Annotated in this window: 18 protein-coding genes; 11 read left to right on the forward strand and 7 right to left on the reverse strand. The window is 57.4% G+C overall.

Features of this window, described 5'->3' with window-relative positions:
* The first annotated feature begins 39 nt into the window (after positions 1 to 39).
* The 9 genes from Q4606_RS02650 to Q4606_RS02690 all read left to right on the forward strand — a co-directional run bounded on the left by Q4606_RS02650 (position 40) and on the right by Q4606_RS02690 (position 9432).
* Positions 40 to 729, forward strand: coding sequence for a TetR/AcrR family transcriptional regulator (locus Q4606_RS02650; RefSeq protein ID WP_303596729.1), 690 nt, complete (start codon positions 40 to 42; stop codon positions 727 to 729).
* Positions 726 to 1676: an allantoinase PuuE gene (puuE, locus tag Q4606_RS02655; protein ID WP_303596728.1), complete on the forward strand. Its 951-nt coding sequence runs from the start codon at positions 726 to 728 to the stop codon at positions 1674 to 1676. The genes Q4606_RS02650 and puuE overlap by 4 nt, the downstream gene beginning before the upstream one ends.
* Positions 1673 to 2695, forward strand: coding sequence for an allantoicase (gene alc, locus Q4606_RS02660; protein WP_303606571.1), 1023 nt, complete (start codon positions 1673 to 1675; stop codon positions 2693 to 2695). The genes puuE and alc overlap by 4 nt, the downstream gene beginning before the upstream one ends.
* A complete protein-coding gene (locus tag Q4606_RS02665; RefSeq protein ID WP_303606572.1) occupies positions 2692 to 3195 on the forward strand; it encodes an ureidoglycolate lyase in 504 nt (167 codons plus the stop codon). Before alc ends, Q4606_RS02665 begins: the two co-directional genes overlap by 4 nt.
* 112 nt (positions 3196 to 3307) lie before the next feature.
* Positions 3308 to 4384: an ABC transporter substrate-binding protein gene (locus Q4606_RS02670; RefSeq protein ID WP_303606573.1), complete on the forward strand. Its 1077-nt coding sequence runs from the start codon at positions 3308 to 3310 to the stop codon at positions 4382 to 4384.
* A gap of 9 nt (positions 4385 to 4393) precedes the next feature.
* Positions 4394 to 5209 (forward strand): FAD binding domain-containing protein, encoded by an 816-nt coding sequence (locus Q4606_RS02675; protein WP_303606574.1) that lies wholly within the window; start codon positions 4394 to 4396, stop codon positions 5207 to 5209.
* Positions 5199 to 7502: a xanthine dehydrogenase family protein molybdopterin-binding subunit gene (locus Q4606_RS02680; RefSeq protein ID WP_303606575.1), complete on the forward strand. Its 2304-nt coding sequence runs from the start codon at positions 5199 to 5201 to the stop codon at positions 7500 to 7502. The genes Q4606_RS02675 and Q4606_RS02680 overlap by 11 nt, the downstream gene beginning before the upstream one ends.
* The gene (locus tag Q4606_RS02685) at positions 7499 to 8047 is read left to right on the forward strand and encodes a (2Fe-2S)-binding protein (protein ID WP_303596722.1); all 549 of its coding nucleotides are present in this window, start codon (positions 7499 to 7501) and stop codon (positions 8045 to 8047) included. Before Q4606_RS02680 ends, Q4606_RS02685 begins: the two co-directional genes overlap by 4 nt.
* Complete coding sequence (locus Q4606_RS02690) at positions 8044 to 9432, forward strand: amidohydrolase (protein ID WP_303606576.1); 1389 nt, start codon at positions 8044 to 8046, stop codon at positions 9430 to 9432. The genes Q4606_RS02685 and Q4606_RS02690 overlap by 4 nt, the downstream gene beginning before the upstream one ends.
* Positions 9433 to 9501: 69 nt before the next feature.
* Here Q4606_RS02690 and Q4606_RS02695 read toward each other — a convergent pair whose 3' ends face one another.
* Both Q4606_RS02695 and Q4606_RS02700 read right to left on the reverse strand, forming a co-directional pair.
* Positions 9502 to 9654 (reverse strand): rubredoxin, encoded by a 153-nt coding sequence (locus tag Q4606_RS02695; RefSeq protein WP_303596845.1) that lies wholly within the window; start codon positions 9652 to 9654, stop codon positions 9502 to 9504.
* A gap of 734 nt (positions 9655 to 10388) precedes the next feature.
* Positions 10389 to 11591 carry an amidohydrolase/deacetylase family metallohydrolase gene (locus Q4606_RS02700; protein ID WP_303606577.1) on the reverse strand — a complete coding sequence of 401 codons (1203 nt, stop codon included), beginning with the start codon at positions 11589 to 11591 and terminating at the stop codon, positions 10389 to 10391.
* Positions 11592 to 11951: 360 nt separating this feature from the next.
* Between Q4606_RS02700 and Q4606_RS02705 the strand changes: the two genes are divergently transcribed.
* Both Q4606_RS02705 and Q4606_RS02710 read left to right on the forward strand, forming a co-directional pair.
* The gene (locus tag Q4606_RS02705) at positions 11952 to 13298 is read left to right on the forward strand and encodes an amidohydrolase (RefSeq protein WP_303606578.1); all 1347 of its coding nucleotides are present in this window, start codon (positions 11952 to 11954) and stop codon (positions 13296 to 13298) included.
* A 27-nt stretch (positions 13299 to 13325) separates the two neighbouring features.
* Complete coding sequence (locus Q4606_RS02710) at positions 13326 to 14276, forward strand: isopenicillin N synthase family oxygenase (RefSeq protein ID WP_303606579.1); 951 nt, start codon at positions 13326 to 13328, stop codon at positions 14274 to 14276.
* Positions 14277 to 14313: 37 nt separating this feature from the next.
* Here Q4606_RS02710 and Q4606_RS02715 read toward each other — a convergent pair whose 3' ends face one another.
* From Q4606_RS02715 to Q4606_RS02735, 5 genes are read right to left on the reverse strand one after another with little or no spacing between them, the layout of a single operon-like run.
* A complete protein-coding gene (locus Q4606_RS02715; RefSeq protein WP_303606580.1) occupies positions 14314 to 15108 on the reverse strand; it encodes an SDR family NAD(P)-dependent oxidoreductase in 795 nt (264 codons plus the stop codon).
* 30 nt (positions 15109 to 15138) lie between these two features.
* Complete coding sequence (locus tag Q4606_RS02720; protein ID WP_303596716.1) at positions 15139 to 16065, reverse strand: ABC transporter permease; 927 nt, start codon at positions 16063 to 16065, stop codon at positions 15139 to 15141.
* A gap of 2 nt (positions 16066 to 16067) precedes the next feature.
* Positions 16068 to 17159 (reverse strand): ABC transporter permease, encoded by a 1092-nt coding sequence (locus Q4606_RS02725; protein ID WP_303596715.1) that lies wholly within the window; start codon positions 17157 to 17159, stop codon positions 16068 to 16070.
* A complete protein-coding gene (locus Q4606_RS02730) occupies positions 17152 to 18672 on the reverse strand; it encodes an ABC transporter ATP-binding protein (protein ID WP_303606581.1) in 1521 nt (506 codons plus the stop codon). Before Q4606_RS02730 ends, Q4606_RS02725 begins: the two co-directional genes overlap by 8 nt.
* Positions 18669 to 19757 carry a BMP family ABC transporter substrate-binding protein gene (locus tag Q4606_RS02735; protein ID WP_303596713.1) on the reverse strand — a complete coding sequence of 363 codons (1089 nt, stop codon included), beginning with the start codon at positions 19755 to 19757 and terminating at the stop codon, positions 18669 to 18671. The genes Q4606_RS02730 and Q4606_RS02735 overlap by 4 nt, the downstream gene beginning before the upstream one ends.
* Between the last annotated feature and the right edge of the window lie 10 nt (positions 19758 to 19767).

Raw genomic sequence — 19767 nt, forward strand, 5'->3', positions numbered from 1 at the left:
GTCGGACTCCTGAATAAATGGATAACAAGTGAGAGGCTCATGACCAAGAACACCGTTGCAGACATTTCGGTTTCAGAGAAGGCGAGTAAGGATGAGAAAGGCCGGAAGTACCGGCCGGGCAGGATACGGGTGCGAAACAGGGAGAAGATCCTGGTGGCTGCGGAGGAAGAATTTGCTCTAAACGGCTACAAGGGCGCCACTATCCAGAGCATTGCCGAGCGGGCCGGACTGCCAAAATCCAACGTGCTTTACTATTTCAGTAACAAGAAGCGAATGTATAGCGCCATGTTTGATGACATTCTGGCGCGCTGGAACAAGGTGTTCACTGAAATCCGGCCAGAAGATGATCCGGCCGAGGCGTTGGCCACGTTTATCCGGACCAAAGTCGAGATGTCCCGAAAGTACCCCTTGTCTTCCCGCCTGTTCGCCATGGAAATCATCCAGGGCGCTCCGTTTCTTATGGAGCACCTGCGCACCAATATGCGTGAGTGGGTCCGGGGTAGGGCAGAGGTCATGCAGTCGTGGATAGACGATGGCCGTATGGCGCCTGTAGACCCGGTACAGTTGATTTTCCTGATCTGGTCATCCACACAACATTATGCCGACTTCCACGTGCAGATCCTGATGGTCGAGAACAAGGCCGAGTATGAGAAGCGTGACTTTGATCATGCGGCTGACTTCCTGGTTGATGTGATCTTGCGGGGCTGCGGCCTTGAGAGTCCTAAATGAATGAGAACGTCTCCTACCCGAGAGATATGCGGGGTTATGGTGAAAACCCTCCTCATGCCAGTTGGCCGGGCAACGCTCGGATAGCTGTCCAGTTTGTTCTGAATTACGAAGAAGGCGGAGAGAACTGTGTGCTTCACGGGGATGAGCACTCTGAAACATTTCTCTCTGACATCATTGGTGCCGAAGCCTATCGAGGCCGGCACATGAGCATGGAGTCCCTCTATGAGTATGGCTCCCGTGCTGGTGTCTGGCGCATTCTGCGTGAGTTTCGCAAGCGTAAGTTACCTCTGACGGTCTTCGGGGTGACTATGGCTCTTTCCAGAAACCCGGAGGTGGTACAGGCCTTTATCGACGATGGCCATGAGATTGCGTGCCATGGCCAGCGCTGGATCCACTATCAGGACATGGCAGAGGCAGAAGAGCGCCGCTATATGGAGCTGGCGCTGGAGCAGCATACCTGTTTGACCGGAGCACCTGCGCTGGGCTGGTATACCGGCCGCGACAGTCCCAATACCCGCCGCCTGGCTGTGGAACATGGCGGACTGGAATACGACAGTGATTACTACGGTGATGATCTTCCTTTCTGGACGAAGGTTGAAACCCGCGACGGGGAGCACAAACCCCATCTGGTCGTGCCTTACAGCCTGGAAACCAACGATATGCGCTTCAGTTCACCTCAGGGGTTCAACTCGGGAGAGCAGTTCTTTCAATACCTGAAAGACACTTTTGATGTGTTGTACGAAGAGGGTGCAGATGCTCCGAAGATGATGTCCATAGGCCTGCACTGCCGGGTTGTTGGCCGTCCAGGCCGCTTCAGGGCTTTACAGAGGTTCCTGGATTATATCCAGGAACACGAGCAGGTATGGGTGTGCCGGCGTATTGATATTGCCCGCCACTGGAAAAAAGAACATCCCTTTCAGGAGACTGACATCGGAGCAAAAGAATGACAGACGCAATCGTGGCCCCCAATATTGAAGGGCCTGACTTTACCCGTAATGGCCTGAACCTGGCCGATGGAAGCCTGGGAGCGGAAGTGACCCAGGTGACCGATGAGTTTTTTGCGTCCCGGGAGCGCATGCTGAACCCTGACCAACCGGTGTTTTACCCCGACCGTTTTGATGACAACGGCAAATGGATGGACGGATGGGAAACCCGTCGTCGCCGTACCACCGGTCACGACTGGTGCGTTATCCGTCTGGCGACACCTGGCGTTTTGATGGGGGTAGATTTCGATACCAGTTTCTTTACCGGAAACTTTCCCCCGGCGGCTTCGCTGGAGGCGTGTTATTGCCCGGATGGCGAGCCCGGCGAAAGCAGTGACTGGCAAACACTGGTGCCAGCCATTGAACTGCAAGGCAATGACCACCGCTTCTGCGAAATCGCCTCGGAAAAGCCTTGGAGCCATGTGCGGGTGCACATATTCCCCGATGGCGGGCTGGCGCGCCTGCGCATATACGGCAAACCATTCTGTGACTGGTCCGCTCTGCTGACCAGCGGCCCGGTGAACCTGCTTGCGCTGGAACATGGCGGTGACCAGGTGGCTTGGAGTGATGCTCACTATGGCGAACCCCGCAAGCTTCTGCGACCTGGCCGGGGTATCAATATGGGCGATGGTTGGGAAACCCGCCGCCGCCGTGAGCCTGGCAGTGACTGGTGCATTCTGTCTCTGGGCCACAAAGGAATTGCCGAACATATCGAGGTGGATACAGCGCACTTCAAGGGTAATTTCCCTGCGGCTTGTTCTATACAGGCGGCCTGTGTCGAGGTTGGAGAGAGTACTGCCCAGTCTCTCATCACCCAGAGTATGTTCTGGCACACGTTGATGGATGAGCAGCCGCTGACCGCAGACGCTATCCATCAGTTTACTGACCTGAAAGATGTGGGGGCGATTACCCATATCCGTTTCAACATGATCCCGGATGGCGGTGTCAGCAGGGTGAGGCTGTTCGGGAAGCCGGTATCATGAGTCACGCCCGGACAATCGTTGCGGAACCCCTTACCCGAGAGGCTTTTGCGCCCTTTGGTGAAGTGATTGATACCAGGGGGGCAGACTCTTTCCCTATCAATCAGGGCCGTACCGAGCGGTTCCACGCGTTGGCAACAGTGGAGCTGCTTGGTAAGGATGCACAAGGCATCTTATCTATATTTCGTGGCCAGCCTCTTAGCCCTCTGAAGATTACTCTCATGGAGCGGCACCCCCTGGGCAGCCAGGCTTTCGTTCCCATGAACAATGGTGCATTCCTGGCGGTTGTGGCACCCCCTGGTGAGTTTGATGAGTCCCTGGTTCGGGTGTTTCTCGCCGGTGGCAACCAGGGGCTCAGCTACAGGGCCGGAACATGGCACGCGCCATTGCTTCCGTTGGATCCAAACTCTGATTACCTGGTAGTTGATCGCCAGGGAGCGGGTAATAACTGCGATGAGATCACGCTGGCAGGGCCCATAACACCGGTACTGCCGTCCAACTAAATTTTTGCCAATGCCTGATGTCCTCCCTCAAATAAAAACTATAGGGAAATAAAGAATGGGTGAGACGCCGAATGTCTGATCGCCCATATGACCTTATGTATGGAGAGAGTGCATGAAGACCAAGACAGTAACATGTGCGACCAAGGCACGACGCCCCGGTCGGGTAGCGACTATGGTGATGGCAGCTGGGCTGGCCGTACTGGCAGCGCCAGGCTCCGTTTGGGCGAATGACCTCGAGAAGGTGACCTTCCGCACCAACTGGTTTCCCCAGGCCGAACACGGTGGCTGGTACCACGCAGATTCGCAGGGCACTTATGAGGACTATGGGCTTGACGTGGAAATGGCACCCGGCGGCCCTCAGGTCAACAACATGCAGCTGCTGCTGGGTGGCCAGGCCGATTTCGTGATGCTTCATTCCAGTGGCCAGATTCTCAATGCTGTCGAGGAAGGTTTACCTGTGGTGGCGCTGGCCTCGTTCTATCAGAAAGATCCCCAGATAATCATGACTCACCCGGATGTCGGGAACGACAGCCTGGAAGATCTCAAGGGCAAGGCAATCCTGCTGTCCCAGGATGCGCACCAGTCATTCTGGCCATGGTTGAAGCAAAAATATGGCTATACCGATGAACAGGTCCGTCCGTATACCTTCCAGATGGGGCCGTTTATTGCGGATCCCGAGGTTATCCAGCAGGCCTACGTTACCTCGGAAACCTTTGTCGTGCAGAAAGCTGGCATTGAGCCGAATGTTTTCATGCTGTCTGACAATGGCTGGCAATCCTACTCGACCATGATCGTCACCACTCAAAAAACCCTGGAAGAGCGTCCGGAAGTTGCCCGCAAGTTTGTAGAAGCGACCATTGAGGGCTGGTACCAATACCTGCAGGACCCGACAGCCACGAATGAATACATTCACGGTTTGAATGAGAACCAGGGCCCGGAGCAACTTGCACATTCTCTCAGGGAAATGGATGAGCAAGGCATTGTCCTGTCTGGCGATGCTCTCAAAGCGGGTATTGGCATCATGACCGACGAGCGTTGGCAGGATATTTATCAGCAGTTGGTTAGCCTGGATCTGATCGGTGAGACAGTCGATCCCACCAAAGGCTATACCACTGAGTTTGTTGGCACCAAAGCCATTCACGACATTATGGCCCGGTATCCGGATGTCTCCGGTGTGGGCAGCGACTGAGTGGAACCTGTGAACCACCTGGTTACCGAAAGGCTGGCGGTCCGGGTTATGCGCCCGGAGTCGCCTCGTCAGGCGGTCAGTTTTGCCAAACGTTTTCGGGCTCCTTACATCGCTGGGGGCACCTGGTTGCAGCCTGCGTGTGAGCGCGACCGGCAGTGGCCCGTGCAACTGGTGGCGCTGAATCCTGACTGGCCGGGGTTTCTTGGTGTTCAGGAGACGGACTGCGGTCTCATCATTGGCGCGCTGACCACTCTGGACGAGCTTGCCCGGCACCCCTTAACGTCCGTGTACCTCCCGCAGCTGGTGGGTTTGCTGAATCGTGTAGCTGGGCCCGGCGTGCGCAATCTGGGTACGGTTGGCGGTAATTTGCTTGCTGGTGGGGATTTGTCCGCTCTGGCACTTGCGCTGGACGCTGAGGTGGACGTTTTGGCTGGCAAAGGAACGGGTGGGCGGCCTCTGGTCCAATGGTGTCTGGATCGTGCGGCCGGCGATTTGCTCAGATCTGTGACTCTGCCGGACTGCCGTGACTGGAGATTCTTTGTGGAAAAGCTCGGCTATCGGGAGCGCTTTAGCCCCACCCGGGCCACCGTGGCTTGTGTCCATAATGGACAGCAGCTTCGGCTGGCGGTGTGTGGTGAAGGCGGAGCCGGCCGGCTGGTGGTTACTGAAGCCATGCTCCGGGATCAAGGTGTTCGGGAGCTTGGCGACCTGGCGACAGTGATCGACAGCGAACTGGAAGCTCTGGGCTGGCAATGCACCCAGTTACGACTCGCCGTGTGCCGGATGCTGGAGTTTGGATTGGCGGAGGTGAGCCTTGAAGCCTGAAAAACCATCTGGGCCCATCGGAAGTTCTGTGACTCTGGACGGCGACTGGGTACGTAACGCTACCTCACGGATGGACCTGACCCCGCGCATCGAAGGTCGTCTGGCGTATACCACTGACCAGCGACATCTCCCCGGGTTATTGCATGGCGCCATTCTGCGCAGTGCTCACGCCCATGCCCGTATCACCGGGGTGGATATCTCCCGGGCTAGAGAAATGCCTGGTGTGCATGCGGTGGTCAGTGCCGCCGATGTGCCGGGACCGAATCGCTTCGGCATAGTGATCCGGGACCAGCCGGTGTTTTGTGATGAGCGGGTGCGTTACGAAGGCGATTCGATTGCCGCTGTGGCGGCGGACACTCCGGAGCAGGCCCGGGCAGCGCTGGATGTCATAGAGGTGGGTTACCAGCCTCTTCCCGTGGTCAGTGATGCTGCATTGGCCGAGCAGCAGGTGGCTCTCCATAATTCCCATGAAGAACACGGTGGCAGCAATTTGCTGGCCCGGGAAACCCTTGAACGGGGTGACCTTGAAGACGCCTTTTCCCGATGCACCGTGATTGTTGAACATCATTATCAGACTCCTCGCCAGATGCACGCGTTTATGGAGACTGAGGGTGGTGTTGCCATTCCGGATGATAACGGCGGTGTGTTGTTCCGGGTAGGTTGCCAGTCTGGCCATCGGGATGCGGAACAACTGGCGGATATTCTTGGTCTTGCCCATGACCAGGTTACGGTTGAGTCCACGGCCACAGGTGGGGCGTTCGGTGGTAAGGACGAGCTCACCGTGCAGCCGGCTGCCGGGTTGCTTGCATTGAAAACCGGCCGCCCGGTGATAATCCATCTGGACCGGTTCGAATCCTGCAGGACTGGCATCAAGCGCCACCCGGTGACGGTAAAAATGACCACCGGGTGTGACGCGGCAGGGCGGTTGCTGGCCCATAAAGTAGAGGCAGTTCTGGACACCGGCGCCTACGCCAGTCTGGGGCCTGCAGTATTGGAAAACTATCTGGACCACGCCACGGCGCCGTTATATCGAATAGAGGCGTATCGGGTGTCCGGTCGCCTGGTTTATACCAACAATGGTGTATGTGGTGCTTTCCGGGGCTTTGGCGGCAATCAGGCCACGTTCGCGGTGGAATCGCAGCTGGATGCATTGGCGGGCAAGCTTGGTATGGAGCCCTCAGCGTTTCGCCAGATCAACCTGCGCTCCCCTGGCGATGCTGGTAGCCGTGACCAGACTGTACGCTGGACCGCACCACCCGCAGAGGTGCTTGCTGCGGCCGTTGCTTCTCCCCTCTGGTGCTGCCATGACGCTGGCACGGGTCGCTGGCTGACCGGCACAGGAATGGCCATGGGCGCTCAGGGTAATGGTTTGGGAGATGGCTTGCCTGACAGTGGTGGCGGGCGTATCAGCCTGTCACCTGCAGGTCATATCTGCGTGGAATTCGGTTTCTCGGACTATGGCCAGAACATTGTCGAGTCCATCATCCAGTCCGTCTGCAATGGAGTGGGTTGCCGGGAGAGCGATGTGGAAGTAGCGCTGGGAAACTCCCGGGGGCCGGATTCCGGGCCCACCAGTGCATCCCGCAGTTCCGTGCTGGTACATGGTGTACTGGCCAGGATTCTGCCGGGCTGGATGAACCTTGTACGCGGACATGCTGCCGGTTTGAGCGGCCACCCGGAAGACAGGTTGGTGTTCGGGCCAGGAGGTCTTTATTTCAATGATCATCAGGTATTGAGCTATCGGGAACTGGCAGCGAGCGTCAACCTTGATGAGCTAAGCGCCAGCGCCAGTCAGGATTTTCCGGTGGCGCCGGACGCTGAGCAGCCCGTGGGCCGTTATCTGCAGTTGCAGATCGCTACAGTAGCCCGGGTGGCCGTGGATCGTCTCACCGGTCGGGTCCGGGTGACGGATCTTCACCATGTTACCGCCGCCGGACGTGTGATCTACCCGCCCGGTTATCTGGGGCAGATCGAGGGTGCCGCTGTTATGGGGCAGGGCATGGCCCTGACCGAGGACATGACAACCCGCGATGGCTGCTACCTGGCAGATAATCTGGACCAATACCTTATCCCCACCTTTCACGACGCTCCTGTCCAGCGCGTTGATGTTCTGGACAGCACACCAGAGGACGACCCTTTCCCGATAAGGGGTGTAGGCGAGCTGGGTATCGAGGCAGTGGCACCTGCTATTACCGCCGCGATTGAAATGGCAACCGGTGTCCGGATCCGGCGGCTGCCGGTAGACCCCGGAGACTTGCTGGTGGGGATGGCTGCACAGGAGCAGGCACTATGAGTGATCATTATCAGGTGCCGGAAATGCCGGCACAGGAAAACCTCAGTTTTAAGCTGAATGGTGAAACGATAACCCGAGCAGCAGCGAGTGCCGAGACTTTGCTGGATATCCTGCGGGAGTCTGGCCAGATCACGTCCGCCCGGGCCGGGTGCCGGGTGGGACGCTGTGGAGCCTGTCAGGTACTGCTTGACGGTCGGGCTGTGCCGTCCTGCCTGGTGATGGCCTGGCAGTTGCCAGGTCATCATGTGGAAACCGTGGAGGGCCTGGGCGAGGACCCTGACTTCCTCTCCGTCCGCGACGCGCTGGCAAGTGAGAGCGCCTTGCAGTGTGGCTATTGCACACCTGGTTTTGCCGTCTCACTTGTCGCCGGCTTACGGCAGCACCGGCAGGGCAGCCCGGTGGATCTGGCTGAATCTGTGGCTGGTAATCTCTGCCGCTGTACCGGCTATGGCGGCCTCAGGCGCGCTATCGATCAACTTTCGGCCTCTTGCTGTCCGGACGAAGCGGTTGGCCGGGGGCCCTCATTATCGGAAGAACCCTTATGACTATTTCCTCTGCGAGTAATCGCCGGCTCCTGCTGTGTGCGGACGCCGTACTGCCTATGACCGAGGACAACTCCGTTATTCAGAACGGCGCGGTGTTGGTGATGGGTGACACTATTGAGGCAGTGGGGGATCGCCAAACGCTGTGTGAGCGCGCGCCGGATGCTGAAGTCAGGGATTATGGCCGAGCCATACTGATGCCGGGACTGATCAATACCCACAGCCATTCCGGTCTGCTGCGTGGTACCGCCGAGGAGCTGCCCGTGTGGGAGTGGCTGCAGCAATACATTGATCCAATGCACCGTGTGCTCCAGCCCGACGAGGCGGAAGCGGCCTCCTGGTTATGCTATTCGGAAAGCCTTTTGGCGGGTACTACGACATCGGTGGATATGTGGCGGTACATGGCAGGCTCCGCCCGGGCAGCCGAAGCCCTGGGCAATCGCGTGGTGATGGTGCCCTATGTGGGTGAGGCACCAGGCTACGACTATTTTGACACACTGGATGACAACGAGGCGCTGATCGCGCAATGGCATGGTGGAGCAGGTGGTCGCGTTAACGTGTGGGTGGGGCTGGAGCATCAGTTCTACGCAACCGAGGCTGCCTGCCAGCGGGCGGTAGACCTTTGCAATCATTACAGCACCGGGTTACACACCCACTCAAACGAAAGCCAGAGTGAAATTCCTGAAGCTATGCGGCGGCACGGTATGAGCCCGGTCCGGTCCCTGGAAAAACTGGGGCTACTGTCGCCGGAACAGGTATTGCTCGCGCATTGCGTCTGGCTCGATGATGACGAACTACAGCTGTTGTCGGATAACAACATCGGCGTTGCGCACAACCCCTCAAGCAACATGAAACTCGCCAGTGGTCCGGCTCCAGTGGAAGCCATGATCGCTGCCGGCATTGCCGTGGGAATCGGTACCGATGGTGAGAAGGAAAACAACAACCTGGACATGTTCGAGGAGATGAAAATCGCCTCGCTGCTGGCCAAGCTGCGGGCCATGGACGCTGCAGCCTGGAAATCCTGGGATGTTCTGAGAGCGGCCACCATCGAAGGGGCAAGAGCTCTGGGTATGGAACGGGAAATCGGCTCATTGGAGGCCGACAAGCAGGCGGATGTGATTGCCGTGGCTGCCGATACAGCCCGGATGACGCCGTTCATACCCCAAGGGAAGTTACAGAACCTGCATCACAATCTGGTGCACTCGGTGCTGGGTGGTGATGTGTCCATGACCATGGTGGCCGGGAAAATACTGGCCGAGAACCAGATACTGCTTAGTGGCGATATGCCGGCCTATATCGAACAGGGCAACCAGGCAGCGGAACGACTACTGACTCGTCGTGAGCGGTGGCTTGCCACGAACCGGAAGGGTGTTGCAACGCCGGTATGACTGCAGTTGGGAAGGCCAGGAGGGCGTTAAAGCGCCCTCCTGGTTAGCTTTTCTCTGTAACGGATTGCCTCAGACTGACAGCAGAACAAAGTCATCCTTGGTAACCAGACATTCCGGGCACACCCAGTCGTCCGGAATATCCTCGAAGGGTGTTCCTGGTGCAATGCCGGAATCCGGATCGCCCACCGTCTCGTCGTAGATCCAGCCACAGACCTGGCACACCCATTGGGCGGTTGGTGCATCGCTGCCCTTTGCAGGCGCCTGTTCAGCAGAATCGTTGACTGCCTGTTCACGGATCGCGCCGAGTCGGCGTTCGAAAGCCAACCTGCCCTTCTGTTCCAGCTCGAATGCCTTCAGCACCCGCGCCTCAACACGAGCTTGCCGGTCCTGGGTGGTGGCATAGCGGTGCACGGCCATACGCCCCAGAGAAACATGGAACTTTTCATCAGGGATGATCTTCTCCAGCATGGCCCGGGTGGCGTCCGGGATGCGTGGCAGTAGCCCATCGAAAGCGTCCATAGCGCCCAGTTCTCCGGTAATGTTATGAGCTGCCACCCGTTCCAGAGTGTCATCGCCACTGGCGTAGAATTCACTGACCCACTCAACCCATTCCGGTTCCGGTGACCAGTCCTCCATGGAAGCACCCAGAGATTGCAAGTGGGACAATATCAGCTTGTAGTGTTTACCTTCATCAGCGACCTGCTGACACAGGCCAACAAACACCTCCGGTTCCGGGGTGTCCCGTAACCAGGAGCCAATGAAGCCGGCGGCTTCCTGCTCGTACCAGCACTGGAACTTCAGCCACTCAAGAAGCTCTGCCCGATCCAGAGGCTGGTAGCCGCCAAAGCTCTTTTCCGGTTCGGAGAGGGAGTCCCGCCGCAGCTCAAGGGTTCGTACCAGGCTGCTATAGAAAACTTTCGGATCGACAGCCGGTTCCTGCATGGCTGTAGCGCAACTCATACCGCCACCTTCAAATCTGAGTTCTGCTTCTGGTCGTGGATGGCGTCATACCACTGGCCGTTGCGAAGGCAGCCTACTGCGCGTAGCCGGCGTTGGGCGATGAGTTCCTCGTTGCCGTCAGACAGGGTGCAAGGCCCCTCTTCGATATCCAGCACACTGACTTCAGCCTGCCGCCCGACGCTCAGCGATCCATAGCGGTCCTGCTGGTTGATAGCTCGGGCAGGATTAATGGTGGTCATGGCGATGACCTGCCCCAGTGGCACGTCGAGTGCCCAGATCTTGGACATGGTGGTGGACAGCGAGTACACCGGCCCGTCGACGTTGAACACGTTGAGGTCGGTGGAAATGGTCGTTGGCAGGTAACCCCGCTCGATCAGCCTCCGCGCAGTGCGGAAGTGGAAGTCCCCGGCGGAGTGCCCGATATCCATGAGTACGCCGCGCTCGTAGGCGTCTTTGTAGGCTTTGGTCGGCTCACCTTTCTGGTCGAGTTGGCCACCGCCGCCACGGCAGGCGTGGGTGATCATATCGCCCTTGCGCAGCTTGTACAGCAGTTTTTCCGTGTCCAGCACCGGCGTGTGAGGAAAGGCGCCAAGGTGGATCATGATGGGCAGATCCGGAGCAATCTCATGGGCTGCTTCCAGGAATGGTGAACGGTCCGGGTCGTCGGTAATAGTCGCCCGAACTTTGAATCCAACGATGACATCGCGGTTCTCGTCCACCACCTTTTTGGCGGCCTCAACATCGATATTGCGCTCATCATCGGCGATGCGCAGGTAGTGGCAGATGAACGTCTTGTTAGCCAGATAGATCTGCGACGGGTCGAGCAGTGCGAAGATCTTTGTTTTGGTATCCGGGTGGTCAATGATGCCTTTTCGGGCCAACCCGAAAATGGTGCTGCTGGTGGTACCTGCGTCGACCATGATTGGTACGCCCGAATCGACGCCCATCAGGTCTGTTGGCAAGCAAAAATCGCCCAGCCCCGTATAGCAGTGAGTATGGATATCGATCAGCCCCGGGGTCACCACTTTGTTGCTCATGTCCCGGATTTGCGCGTCAGGGTATTGTTGGCCTGCATCCGGGCCCACGGCAATAATGGTGTCACCCCTGGTTACTACGTCTGCAATACCGTCGAACCCGTTAGCCGGGTCGATGACCCGGCCTCCTTTTAACACCAGCACATCGTTTTGTGTGGAAGGCATAGCATTCCTCCAGAATCTCAAGAGAACCGTACGCCAGTAAGGCGTTATGACAGAGGAATGTCATCTTGACTCAGGAGTCTGATCCAGGAGGTTCTCTCGGCCCGGAAATTCCCATAGTCAGCTCTGCAGGATATATGCCAGCGATCCTGGGGCATGGCTAACGGTTGGAATATCAGATAATTAATGATCAGGCAGTCAAGAAAGCTGATTGGTTATGGTGCAAGGTGAAGTGAAATGGTCGTTGCCGGTGCATCAAGGCTTGCTATTTGTTGTGCTCAGGCCCGTCAAGTCAGTGTCGGAGCGTGGCACAACGATTGCTTTCAAAAATTGATCAAATGGTCAGAAAGTGCAGGAGCCTGTATGTCCAGCTTTGCAATCCGTCACGCCGCGATCTTCACTGTTGATCCCCGCAACCGGGTGATTCCCGACGGGACCCTGGTGGTGCAAGATGGAGTGATTACCCAGGCAGGAGACGACCGGGAGGTAAACATCCCCGAGAACTGTGAAGTGATCGATGCACGAGGCCACGCTTTATTGCCAGGTCTGATCGATTGCCACTCCCACTCCAGCCTCATGCGAGGCATTACTGAAAATATGCCGTTGATGGAGTGGCTGCCCTGGTACCAGTTGGAACACCGGGCCATGACAGAAGAGTTCGCCTATCACTCTGCGCGTCTGTGTTATCTGGAAGCTCTGCAGTCCGGCACTACCTGTGTTATTGACATGTTCCGCTACATGGACCGTTGTGCTGATGCCGCGGGAGAGCTCGGCCTTCGGGTGCAGCTGGCACCCTACGTTGCCGATAAGCCTGGCAAAGATTTCTTTTCCACCCGGGAGGAAAACCGTCAGTTGATCCACAGCCACCATGAAACTCAGAACGGCCGCATCCGCGTCTGGATGGGGCTTGAACACCTGTTTTACTGTACGGAAGACGCCTATCGGGAGGCTGCGCAGCTGAGCCGGGAGTACGGCGTGGGCATTCATACCCATTGCAGTGAACAGAAAGAGGAAGAGCGGGCGGTGACCGCGGAGCTGGGTCGGCGGTCACTGGCGATGCTGGATCATTACGGAATCCTGGGCGAGCGGACCCTGTTGGCCCATTGCGTGTGGCTGAACGATGAAGAAATCGCCCGTGTGGCGGATACAGGAACCAGTATTGCCCACTGCCCGGTGAGTAACGCCAAACTGGCCAGTGGTGTGGCGAGGGTGCCCGAAATGCTGGCCGCCGGCGTAACGGTGGGGCTAGGTACCGATGGCCCTGTCTGTAATAACAGTTTGACCATGTTTGAGGAGATGAAGTTTGCCTCCCTCATTCAGAAAGCTACCCGCCTGGATGCCACCGCATTGCCCGCCGACCAGATTCTGCGCATGGCCACCATCAATGGCGCCAAAGCCCTGGGGCTGGATCATGAGATCGGTTCTCTGGAGGTAGGCAAGAAGGCGGACTTGTTATTGCTCGACCTTGGCAAAGCCAACATGACGCCGGTCAGCGTGAGTGAGCAAGGCGGTAACCTGTTGTGGAACCTGGTTTATGCTGCCAGCAGCTCAAATGTGGCCGGGGTGTGGGTGGATGGGGCTCGTCTGATCGATAATGGCGAGGCGACTCTAGTCACCCAATCTTCTGTCATTACTGAGGCACAGCGCCAGGGGCTGGCGCTGTTCGCCGCTTGCGACAAGCTCTCACATACCCGCGCAGCAATGGTTTGATGAACCCAATTACACTGGAGCAACCCTATGTCTTCACTACCGATTATTTCCCTGAGCGGCCTGCGCAGCGATGACCCGGAAAAACGCCGGGCCACTGCGGCGGAACTGGGCCGTGCTTGCCGGGATGTAGGCTTCTTCTACGTGACCGATCACGGTATCCCCCAAACGGTTTGCGAAGGCGCCTTTGCCTTGGCCCGGACGGTCTTCGAACTGCCCTTGGATGAAAAGGAGGCGATGTCAATCAAGCGTTCGCCGCACAACCGGGGTTATGTGGCCATGGCCGACGAGAAGCTGAACCCGGAATCGGGTGCAGATATGAAAGAGGCTTTTAACATCGGAACGGACTTCCCTGAAGATCATCCGGATGTGCTGGCTGGCAAACCCTTCCGGGGTGTCAATTTCTGGCCGCCAATCGAGGGCTGGAGGGAGCAGGCTCTGAACTATTTTGATCACTGCCTGGAGTTGGGGCGCACGATTCACCGTGGCTTCAGTCTAGACCTGGGGCTGGACGAAAACTTCTTCACCCAGCACCTGACCCTGCCGATTGCGACGCTGCGAATGCTTCATTACCCGCCGACTGCGGGGAGCACGGACCGGGAAGATGGAGGCGCAGGTACTCACTCGGATTATGGCAATGTCACCATACTGGCAACGGATGAAGTGGCAGGACTGGAGGTTCTCAACCGACAAGGGGATTGGATTCAGGCGCCCCATGTGCCCGGAGCCTTCGTGTGTAATATCGGTGATTGTCTGATGCGCTGGAGCAACGATGTATACGTCTCCACGCCTCACAGGGTCAGACCGCCGGCCAGGGAGCGTTACGCGATTGCTTTCTTTTTGGAGGTGAACCCGGAGTCTATGGTTGACCCAAGGGACGTGGTACCGGATCAGGCGCCGAAATACGAGCCGGTAACCTGTGCGGAGTATCTGGCATCGCGGCTTAACGCAACCTACGATCACCGTCAGGACAAGGCCTGAAGTATGAAGGCCGAACAAACTGTCCGGCCGCAATTTATTAGTTTTGTCTGGTTCCGCCCGGTTGTTCTGCGCTTGCGTCGCGATGAATGGCGTAGGGCCCCCAGGCTTGACGCACCGGTACCATTTCAACCCTGTTGATATTTATATGATCCGGCAGGTTTGCTATGTGAGCGACCTGCTCAGCCACATCGCTGGCGGACAGGGGGACAGTTCCCTGGTACACAGAGTCGGAAGCTGCCTGATCTCCATTGTTCCGCACTATCGAAAATTCGGTTTCCGCAATGCCCGGAGCCAGGTCGGTTACTCGCACGCCTGTACCGGGCAGGTCGCACCGGAGGTTGTATGAAAACTGCTTGATGAACGCTTTGCTGGCACCGTAAACGTGGCTGCCCGGGTAGGGCCATTCACCTGCGGTTGAACCTATGTTGATGATGTTGGCTCCGGCACCGGTCCGGATCAAGGCAGGAAGCAATGCATGTGTGACGTTAACCACGCCGGTGATATTGGTGTTGATCATGGTGTGCAGGTCTGCCAACTCGACATCCTGCATGGCCGAAGGTGCCAGTGCCAGCCCGGCATTGTTGACCAGTGTATGGACGTTACGAAAGCTGGCTGGCAAGGATTCGATGCCCTGCCGCACTGCGTCGGCGTCCTGTACATCCAGTTTTAACGGGTGAACCTGCGTTATTGCACCCAGTTCGTCGGCCAGTATGTGCAGGCGTTCAGTACGCCGTCCGCAGATGACCAGGTCCCAGCCGTCCCGCGCGAACCTGCGTGCGATGGCCGCCCCGAAGCCCGACGTGGCACCGGTCACAAATAGGATTTTGTTCAATGTTTTCTCCAGGGTTGGTTGAGGAGTGGGTCAGGTGCGTTCTTCCCGGATAAAGGGCGTTCCGAGAGCTCCTGGTTGACTGCTGCTATCTCGCTTCGAAGCGGCCACCCAGATCATTACGCCAAGGGTAATTGCATAGGGTGCCATGAAGACGAAGTACTGGGGCAGTTTGATACCCGATGCAGCGAGTTGCGGTATCAGTGCTTCAATACAGCCAAACAGGAGGGCGCCGGCGAGTGCTTTCCAGGGCGACCAGCGGGCAAAGATAACCAGGGCGACAGCAATCCAGCCGCGGCCGGCGGTCATGTTGGATATCCAGAGCTTGTTGCTGAGTACGGCGATGAAAGCGCCAGCAAGACCGATCAGGGCGGCACCAATCATGATCGCCGCCAAACGATAACCCAGCACTGAGATGCCGGCAGCGTCTGCAGCCTGTGGGTTCTCGCCAACCGCTCGCAGCCGCAGGCCGGGGGTTGTTCTGTTAAGAGCCCAGACCGCGACCACGAAGATCACCGGGACCAGATAAACAACAACATTCTGTATGAAGAAGCGGCCCACATATGGCAGCTCGGACAGCGGCCAGAGTGCTATGGCTCCCAGCCCGGAAACCGGCTGGTTGGTCCAGCCCATCAGTGTGCCTGTCAGTGTGGTCAGCCCCTGGCAGAAAAACACCAGCACCAGTCCTGAAATGACCTGATTGATGCGCATAACCAGCACCATAAGAGCAAATAAAAGAGAGACCACACTGGCTGCAATCATGGCGATCGCCAGGGCAACAGCGGTATTGTCAACGGTAAGGGCGGCACCGACACCGATAACGGCACCCACCAGCATTAACCCCTCCGCACCGAGAGCCAGTACACCGGATTTCTCGGTGATAATGAGCCCCAGAGCAGCCAGGGCAAATGGAACGGCGAATTCAGGAATGTTACCTATCCAGCTGGTAATCAGATCCATGGTCAGTCTCCTCCCTGAACGCGGCGGATACGATGACGGATAAAGAAGTCCGAAGAAGCAACGCAGATCACCAGCACGGCCTGTATGAGTTGCACCATGGCAAACGGGATCTGGTAGAACACCTGAAGGCTGCGGCCTGATACGAACAGAGTGGCAATCAACAGTGCGGCACAGGTGGCGGCGATGGGGTTATTCCGTGCCAGAAAGGCGATGAGAATTCCGGAGAATCCGTAGCCTACATAAAAGGAGTGTGTAAGACGGCCTTCCTGCCCGGCGGCGACCATCAGGCCTGCGAGCCCGGCCAGAGCGCCGGAGAAGAGAACCGCAATCAAAATGGTTTTTGCCACCGGAACCCCGACTGCTCCGGCCACTTTGGGGCTTTTGTCCACAAAGCGAAGGTACAGGCCGGCCCGGGAGATGTTGACGAACCAGAGTACGATCAGCGCAATCACTATAGCGATAGGGATCGAAAGACTGAGGCCGCTGCCAAGTTCTGGCAAGAGTTCAAAGCTGTCGTACTTGGGGGAATAGGGGAAGGCATCTTTCGGGTCCTTCCAGGGCCCGTACATCAGGTGCAGCAGGACATTGATGGCGATGTAGTTCAGCATCAATGTCGAGACTATCTCGTTGACCTGCAGCTTGAGCTTGAGCAGTACCGGGGCCACGGCCCAGAGTAGCCCGCCTACCATGGCAACAGCCATCATCAGGGGGAGACGCATACCGGGACTGCCGATGTCCCAGATAGTCACTGCGGTGGCTCCGATGGCACCAAAAATCATCTGACCTTCGAGACCCAGGTTCCAGAACTTGGCCCGGAACGCGAGGCAGCCAGCCAGGCCAACCATGATGAGTGGCGATGCCTGAAATAAGACGGACTTGAGGCTTTGGGCATCAAACAGGGTCAGGATTACAAATTCGTTCAGTAGCTCACCTGCAGGTACGCCGGCCACAACCAGTATGGCGCCGGACAACAGTAAGCCCAGAATCATTGATGCTCCGAGAATCAGGGCCTGCCATGGCCACGCCATCTGTTGGCGAACTTCCAGAGCATATCTGCGGTTAAGCAGGGGGCGCCGTAATGCAAAATCAGACATGGTTCACCATTGCTTGTCCGATGGCCTGGCGGTCAGCCGGCTGTGAAAATTCGGCCACGATTCGGCCGGCGGACATGACGCCGATCCGGTCCGCCATGGCCATGACTTCGTCCAGGTCCTCACTAATCAGGAGTACTGCCGCACCGTCATCCCGCGCTGCCCGCAATCTGTCCCGGACGGCTTCCGTGGCTTTTACATCCAGGCCACGGCTAGGGCTGTGAGCGAGAACCAGCTTTGGTGGATGGTTGAATTCCCGGGCGATAACCAGCTTCTGGGCATTGCCGCCGGAAAGCAGGGCGGCTTTCTGTTTCAGGGACCGAACGCCCTGAACATCAAACTGGCGTACCGCTTCTGCGGCGTCCGCTTCGATAGCCCGGGTTTTCAGGTACCAGAATGGGCCATAACGGCCGGAATGAATGTCACCCAGAGCAAAGTTGTCTGCAATCGAAAGGGGACCTGCCAGTGCAGCGCCATAGCGGTCGGCAGGTATGGAGGCAATGCCTATGGCGCGCCTTCTGGCAGCATCGAAGCCGGCCAGGTCTCCTTCTCCGGCGATCTCCATCTGTCCTTCTACCGGTTCGGGGATGCCCATCAGGGCATTGGCGAGTTCGCTCTGGCCATTGCCGCCGACGCCTGCAAGCCCATAGATCTCGCCCTTATTCAGGGTGAGGTCCAGGTTATTGAGTGCACGTGGCGCGCCCGTGCTGGTAAGGCCTTTTACCTGAAGGTAGGGCGCCCCGGGTGCGCGCTTCTCAGGTGTAGCCGACTGGTCAGAGGTGGATTCGCCCACGGTAAGCCTGATCAGCTCGTCAACGGACACGGAATCCGGTTTGAGGCTTTTGACTGTCTGACCGGCGCGCATGATGGTGACCTGGTCCGCGTAGCGCAGAACGTCGTTCATTTTATGCGTCACCAAAATGACGGCTGCGCCCTCGCGGGCAAAGCCCTGCACAGTGGTCAGTAGCCGCTCGGCCTCTTCTTCAGTGAGTACTGCTGTCGGTTCGTCAAGAATCAAGACCTTGGCTCCGGCCAGTAGCACTTTTAGAATCTCTACCCGCTGCTGCTCAGCGATGGATAGCTGATCAACGCGAGTATCGGGGTCGATTTCAAACCCGATGCGTTTCGCCATGGCACGGATGTCGTCAGACACCCGGCGCAGGCGCTCCCGGTAAAGACCGGACGTCTGGATGTGCCCCAGATTCAGTAGAATGTTCTCCGCAACGGTAAAGGGCATCACCAGTTTGAAATGCTGGTGCACCATACCAATGCCGAGCTTGGCTGCTTCCTTGGGGCCTTTGAGTTTTATCGGGTTGTCATCAATGAACAACGATCCGCCTTCGGGGCCATACAAACCGGCCACTATGTTCATCAGGGACGACTTGCCGGCTCCGTTTTCCCCCAGAAGGGCATGAACCTCTCCCCACTTGGCGGTAAAGTCGGCGTCGGTAAGAGCCTTGAAACCATCAAAGGTCTTGCTGACACCGCTCAGCTGGATCGCGTTCTGTTTACTCATTGTTGGGTAATAACTCCATCAACAAACCAGTCCATCTGCCACAGGGCGCCGTCCGGGAGGACTTCCCCTTCGGCAGCACGGACATTTCCGTCCAGATCGACAACCGGACCTGCGTAGACTTCCAGTTCACCTTTCAGGAGTTCGTCACGAGCGGCCATGATTTTGGCTTCTTCCTGCTTGTCGATGTTCTTGCCGCAGCAGGCGATATCCGTTCCACCTTCTTGCATGGACAGAAGCGCACCGTGCGGTTCAGGTACCCAGTTTCCGGCAATGATTTTTTCCAGCTCTGTTTTCAGGAAACGATCCCAGACCCAGACGGAAGAACATATGGTGGCTTCCGGAGCAAACTCGCGGAAATCACGGTGGTGACCTGTACCCAGAACGCCGTTTTCCTGAGCAACCAGTTGCGGTGTCGGTGTGTCCACATGCTGACCGATAACATCTGCGCCCTGGTCGATCAGAGCCTTGGTTGCAGAGCGCTCTTTGGTGGGGTCATTCCAGGCTCCGGTATAGACCACAGAAACGGTTGCATCTGGGTTCATTTCACGGGCACCCATGGCGTAGGCGTTGATGGTCCAGTTGACTGGTCCAAACGGGTTCGCGGCAACAAAGCCCAGTTTGCCCGTTTCTGATGCAGCGCCTGCAGCCATGCCGCAGAGGTACTGACTTTCGTAGGTACGGCCATAGAACGACAGCAGGTTGGGACCGTTGGTCGTACCGGAACCATTCAGGAAGGCAACATCTGGATAGTCTTCAGACAACGACTTGAAGGTGTCGGAGTAACCGAAAGCGGTACCTATAACAATATTGGTACCGCGTTTGATAAACCGCTCTACAGCCGGGCGAATAGCTGATGCAGATTCAGGAACGCTTTCTACATACTGGATTTTGATGCCCAGCTCTTCCTCGAGGCGCAGACGTGCTTCGTCGAACGCCTGGGTCCAGCCACCATCGTTGGTTGGGGAGATGTATATCATGGCAACCTTAGGCGGCCCGTCGAGAGTCAGGCCCTCGGCGTTAGCAACGTTCGTCAGGCCAAAGAAGCTGGCCAGTGCAAAACCGGCACTGAGTAGTAGCTTTTTCATCGCGTTATTT

Origin of the sequence: Marinobacter sp. 1_MG-2023 (assembly GCF_030549045.1) — a bacterium.
In the GTDB taxonomy this organism is placed as follows: domain Bacteria; phylum Pseudomonadota; class Gammaproteobacteria; order Pseudomonadales; family Oleiphilaceae; genus Marinobacter.

Coding starts and splice junctions, on each gene's coding strand:
- Q4606_RS02650 (WP_303596729.1), top strand. CDS start 40: ATGACCAAGAACACCGTTGCAGACATTTCGGTTTCAGAGAAGGCGAGT.
- puuE (WP_303596728.1), top strand. CDS start 726: ATGAATGAGAACGTCTCCTACCCGAGAGATATGCGGGGTTATGGTGAA.
- alc (WP_303606571.1), top strand. CDS start 1,673: ATGACAGACGCAATCGTGGCCCCCAATATTGAAGGGCCTGACTTTACC.
- Q4606_RS02665 (WP_303606572.1), top strand. CDS start 2,692: ATGAGTCACGCCCGGACAATCGTTGCGGAACCCCTTACCCGAGAGGCT.
- Q4606_RS02670 (WP_303606573.1), top strand. CDS start 3,308: ATGAAGACCAAGACAGTAACATGTGCGACCAAGGCACGACGCCCCGGT.
- Q4606_RS02685 (WP_303596722.1), top strand. CDS start 7,499: ATGAGTGATCATTATCAGGTGCCGGAAATGCCGGCACAGGAAAACCTC.
- Q4606_RS02690 (WP_303606576.1), top strand. CDS start 8,044: ATGACTATTTCCTCTGCGAGTAATCGCCGGCTCCTGCTGTGTGCGGAC.
- Q4606_RS02700 (WP_303606577.1), bottom strand. CDS start 11,591: ATGCCTTCCACACAAAACGATGTGCTGGTGTTAAAAGGAGGCCGGGTC.
- Q4606_RS02705 (WP_303606578.1), top strand. CDS start 11,952: ATGTCCAGCTTTGCAATCCGTCACGCCGCGATCTTCACTGTTGATCCC.
- Q4606_RS02710 (WP_303606579.1), top strand. CDS start 13,326: ATGTCTTCACTACCGATTATTTCCCTGAGCGGCCTGCGCAGCGATGAC.
- Q4606_RS02720 (WP_303596716.1), bottom strand. CDS start 16,065: ATGGATCTGATTACCAGCTGGATAGGTAACATTCCTGAATTCGCCGTT.
- Q4606_RS02725 (WP_303596715.1), bottom strand. CDS start 17,159: ATGTCTGATTTTGCATTACGGCGCCCCCTGCTTAACCGCAGATATGCT.
- Q4606_RS02730 (WP_303606581.1), bottom strand. CDS start 18,672: ATGAGTAAACAGAACGCGATCCAGCTGAGCGGTGTCAGCAAGACCTTT.
- Q4606_RS02735 (WP_303596713.1), bottom strand. CDS start 19,757: ATGAAAAAGCTACTACTCAGTGCCGGTTTTGCACTGGCCAGCTTCTTT.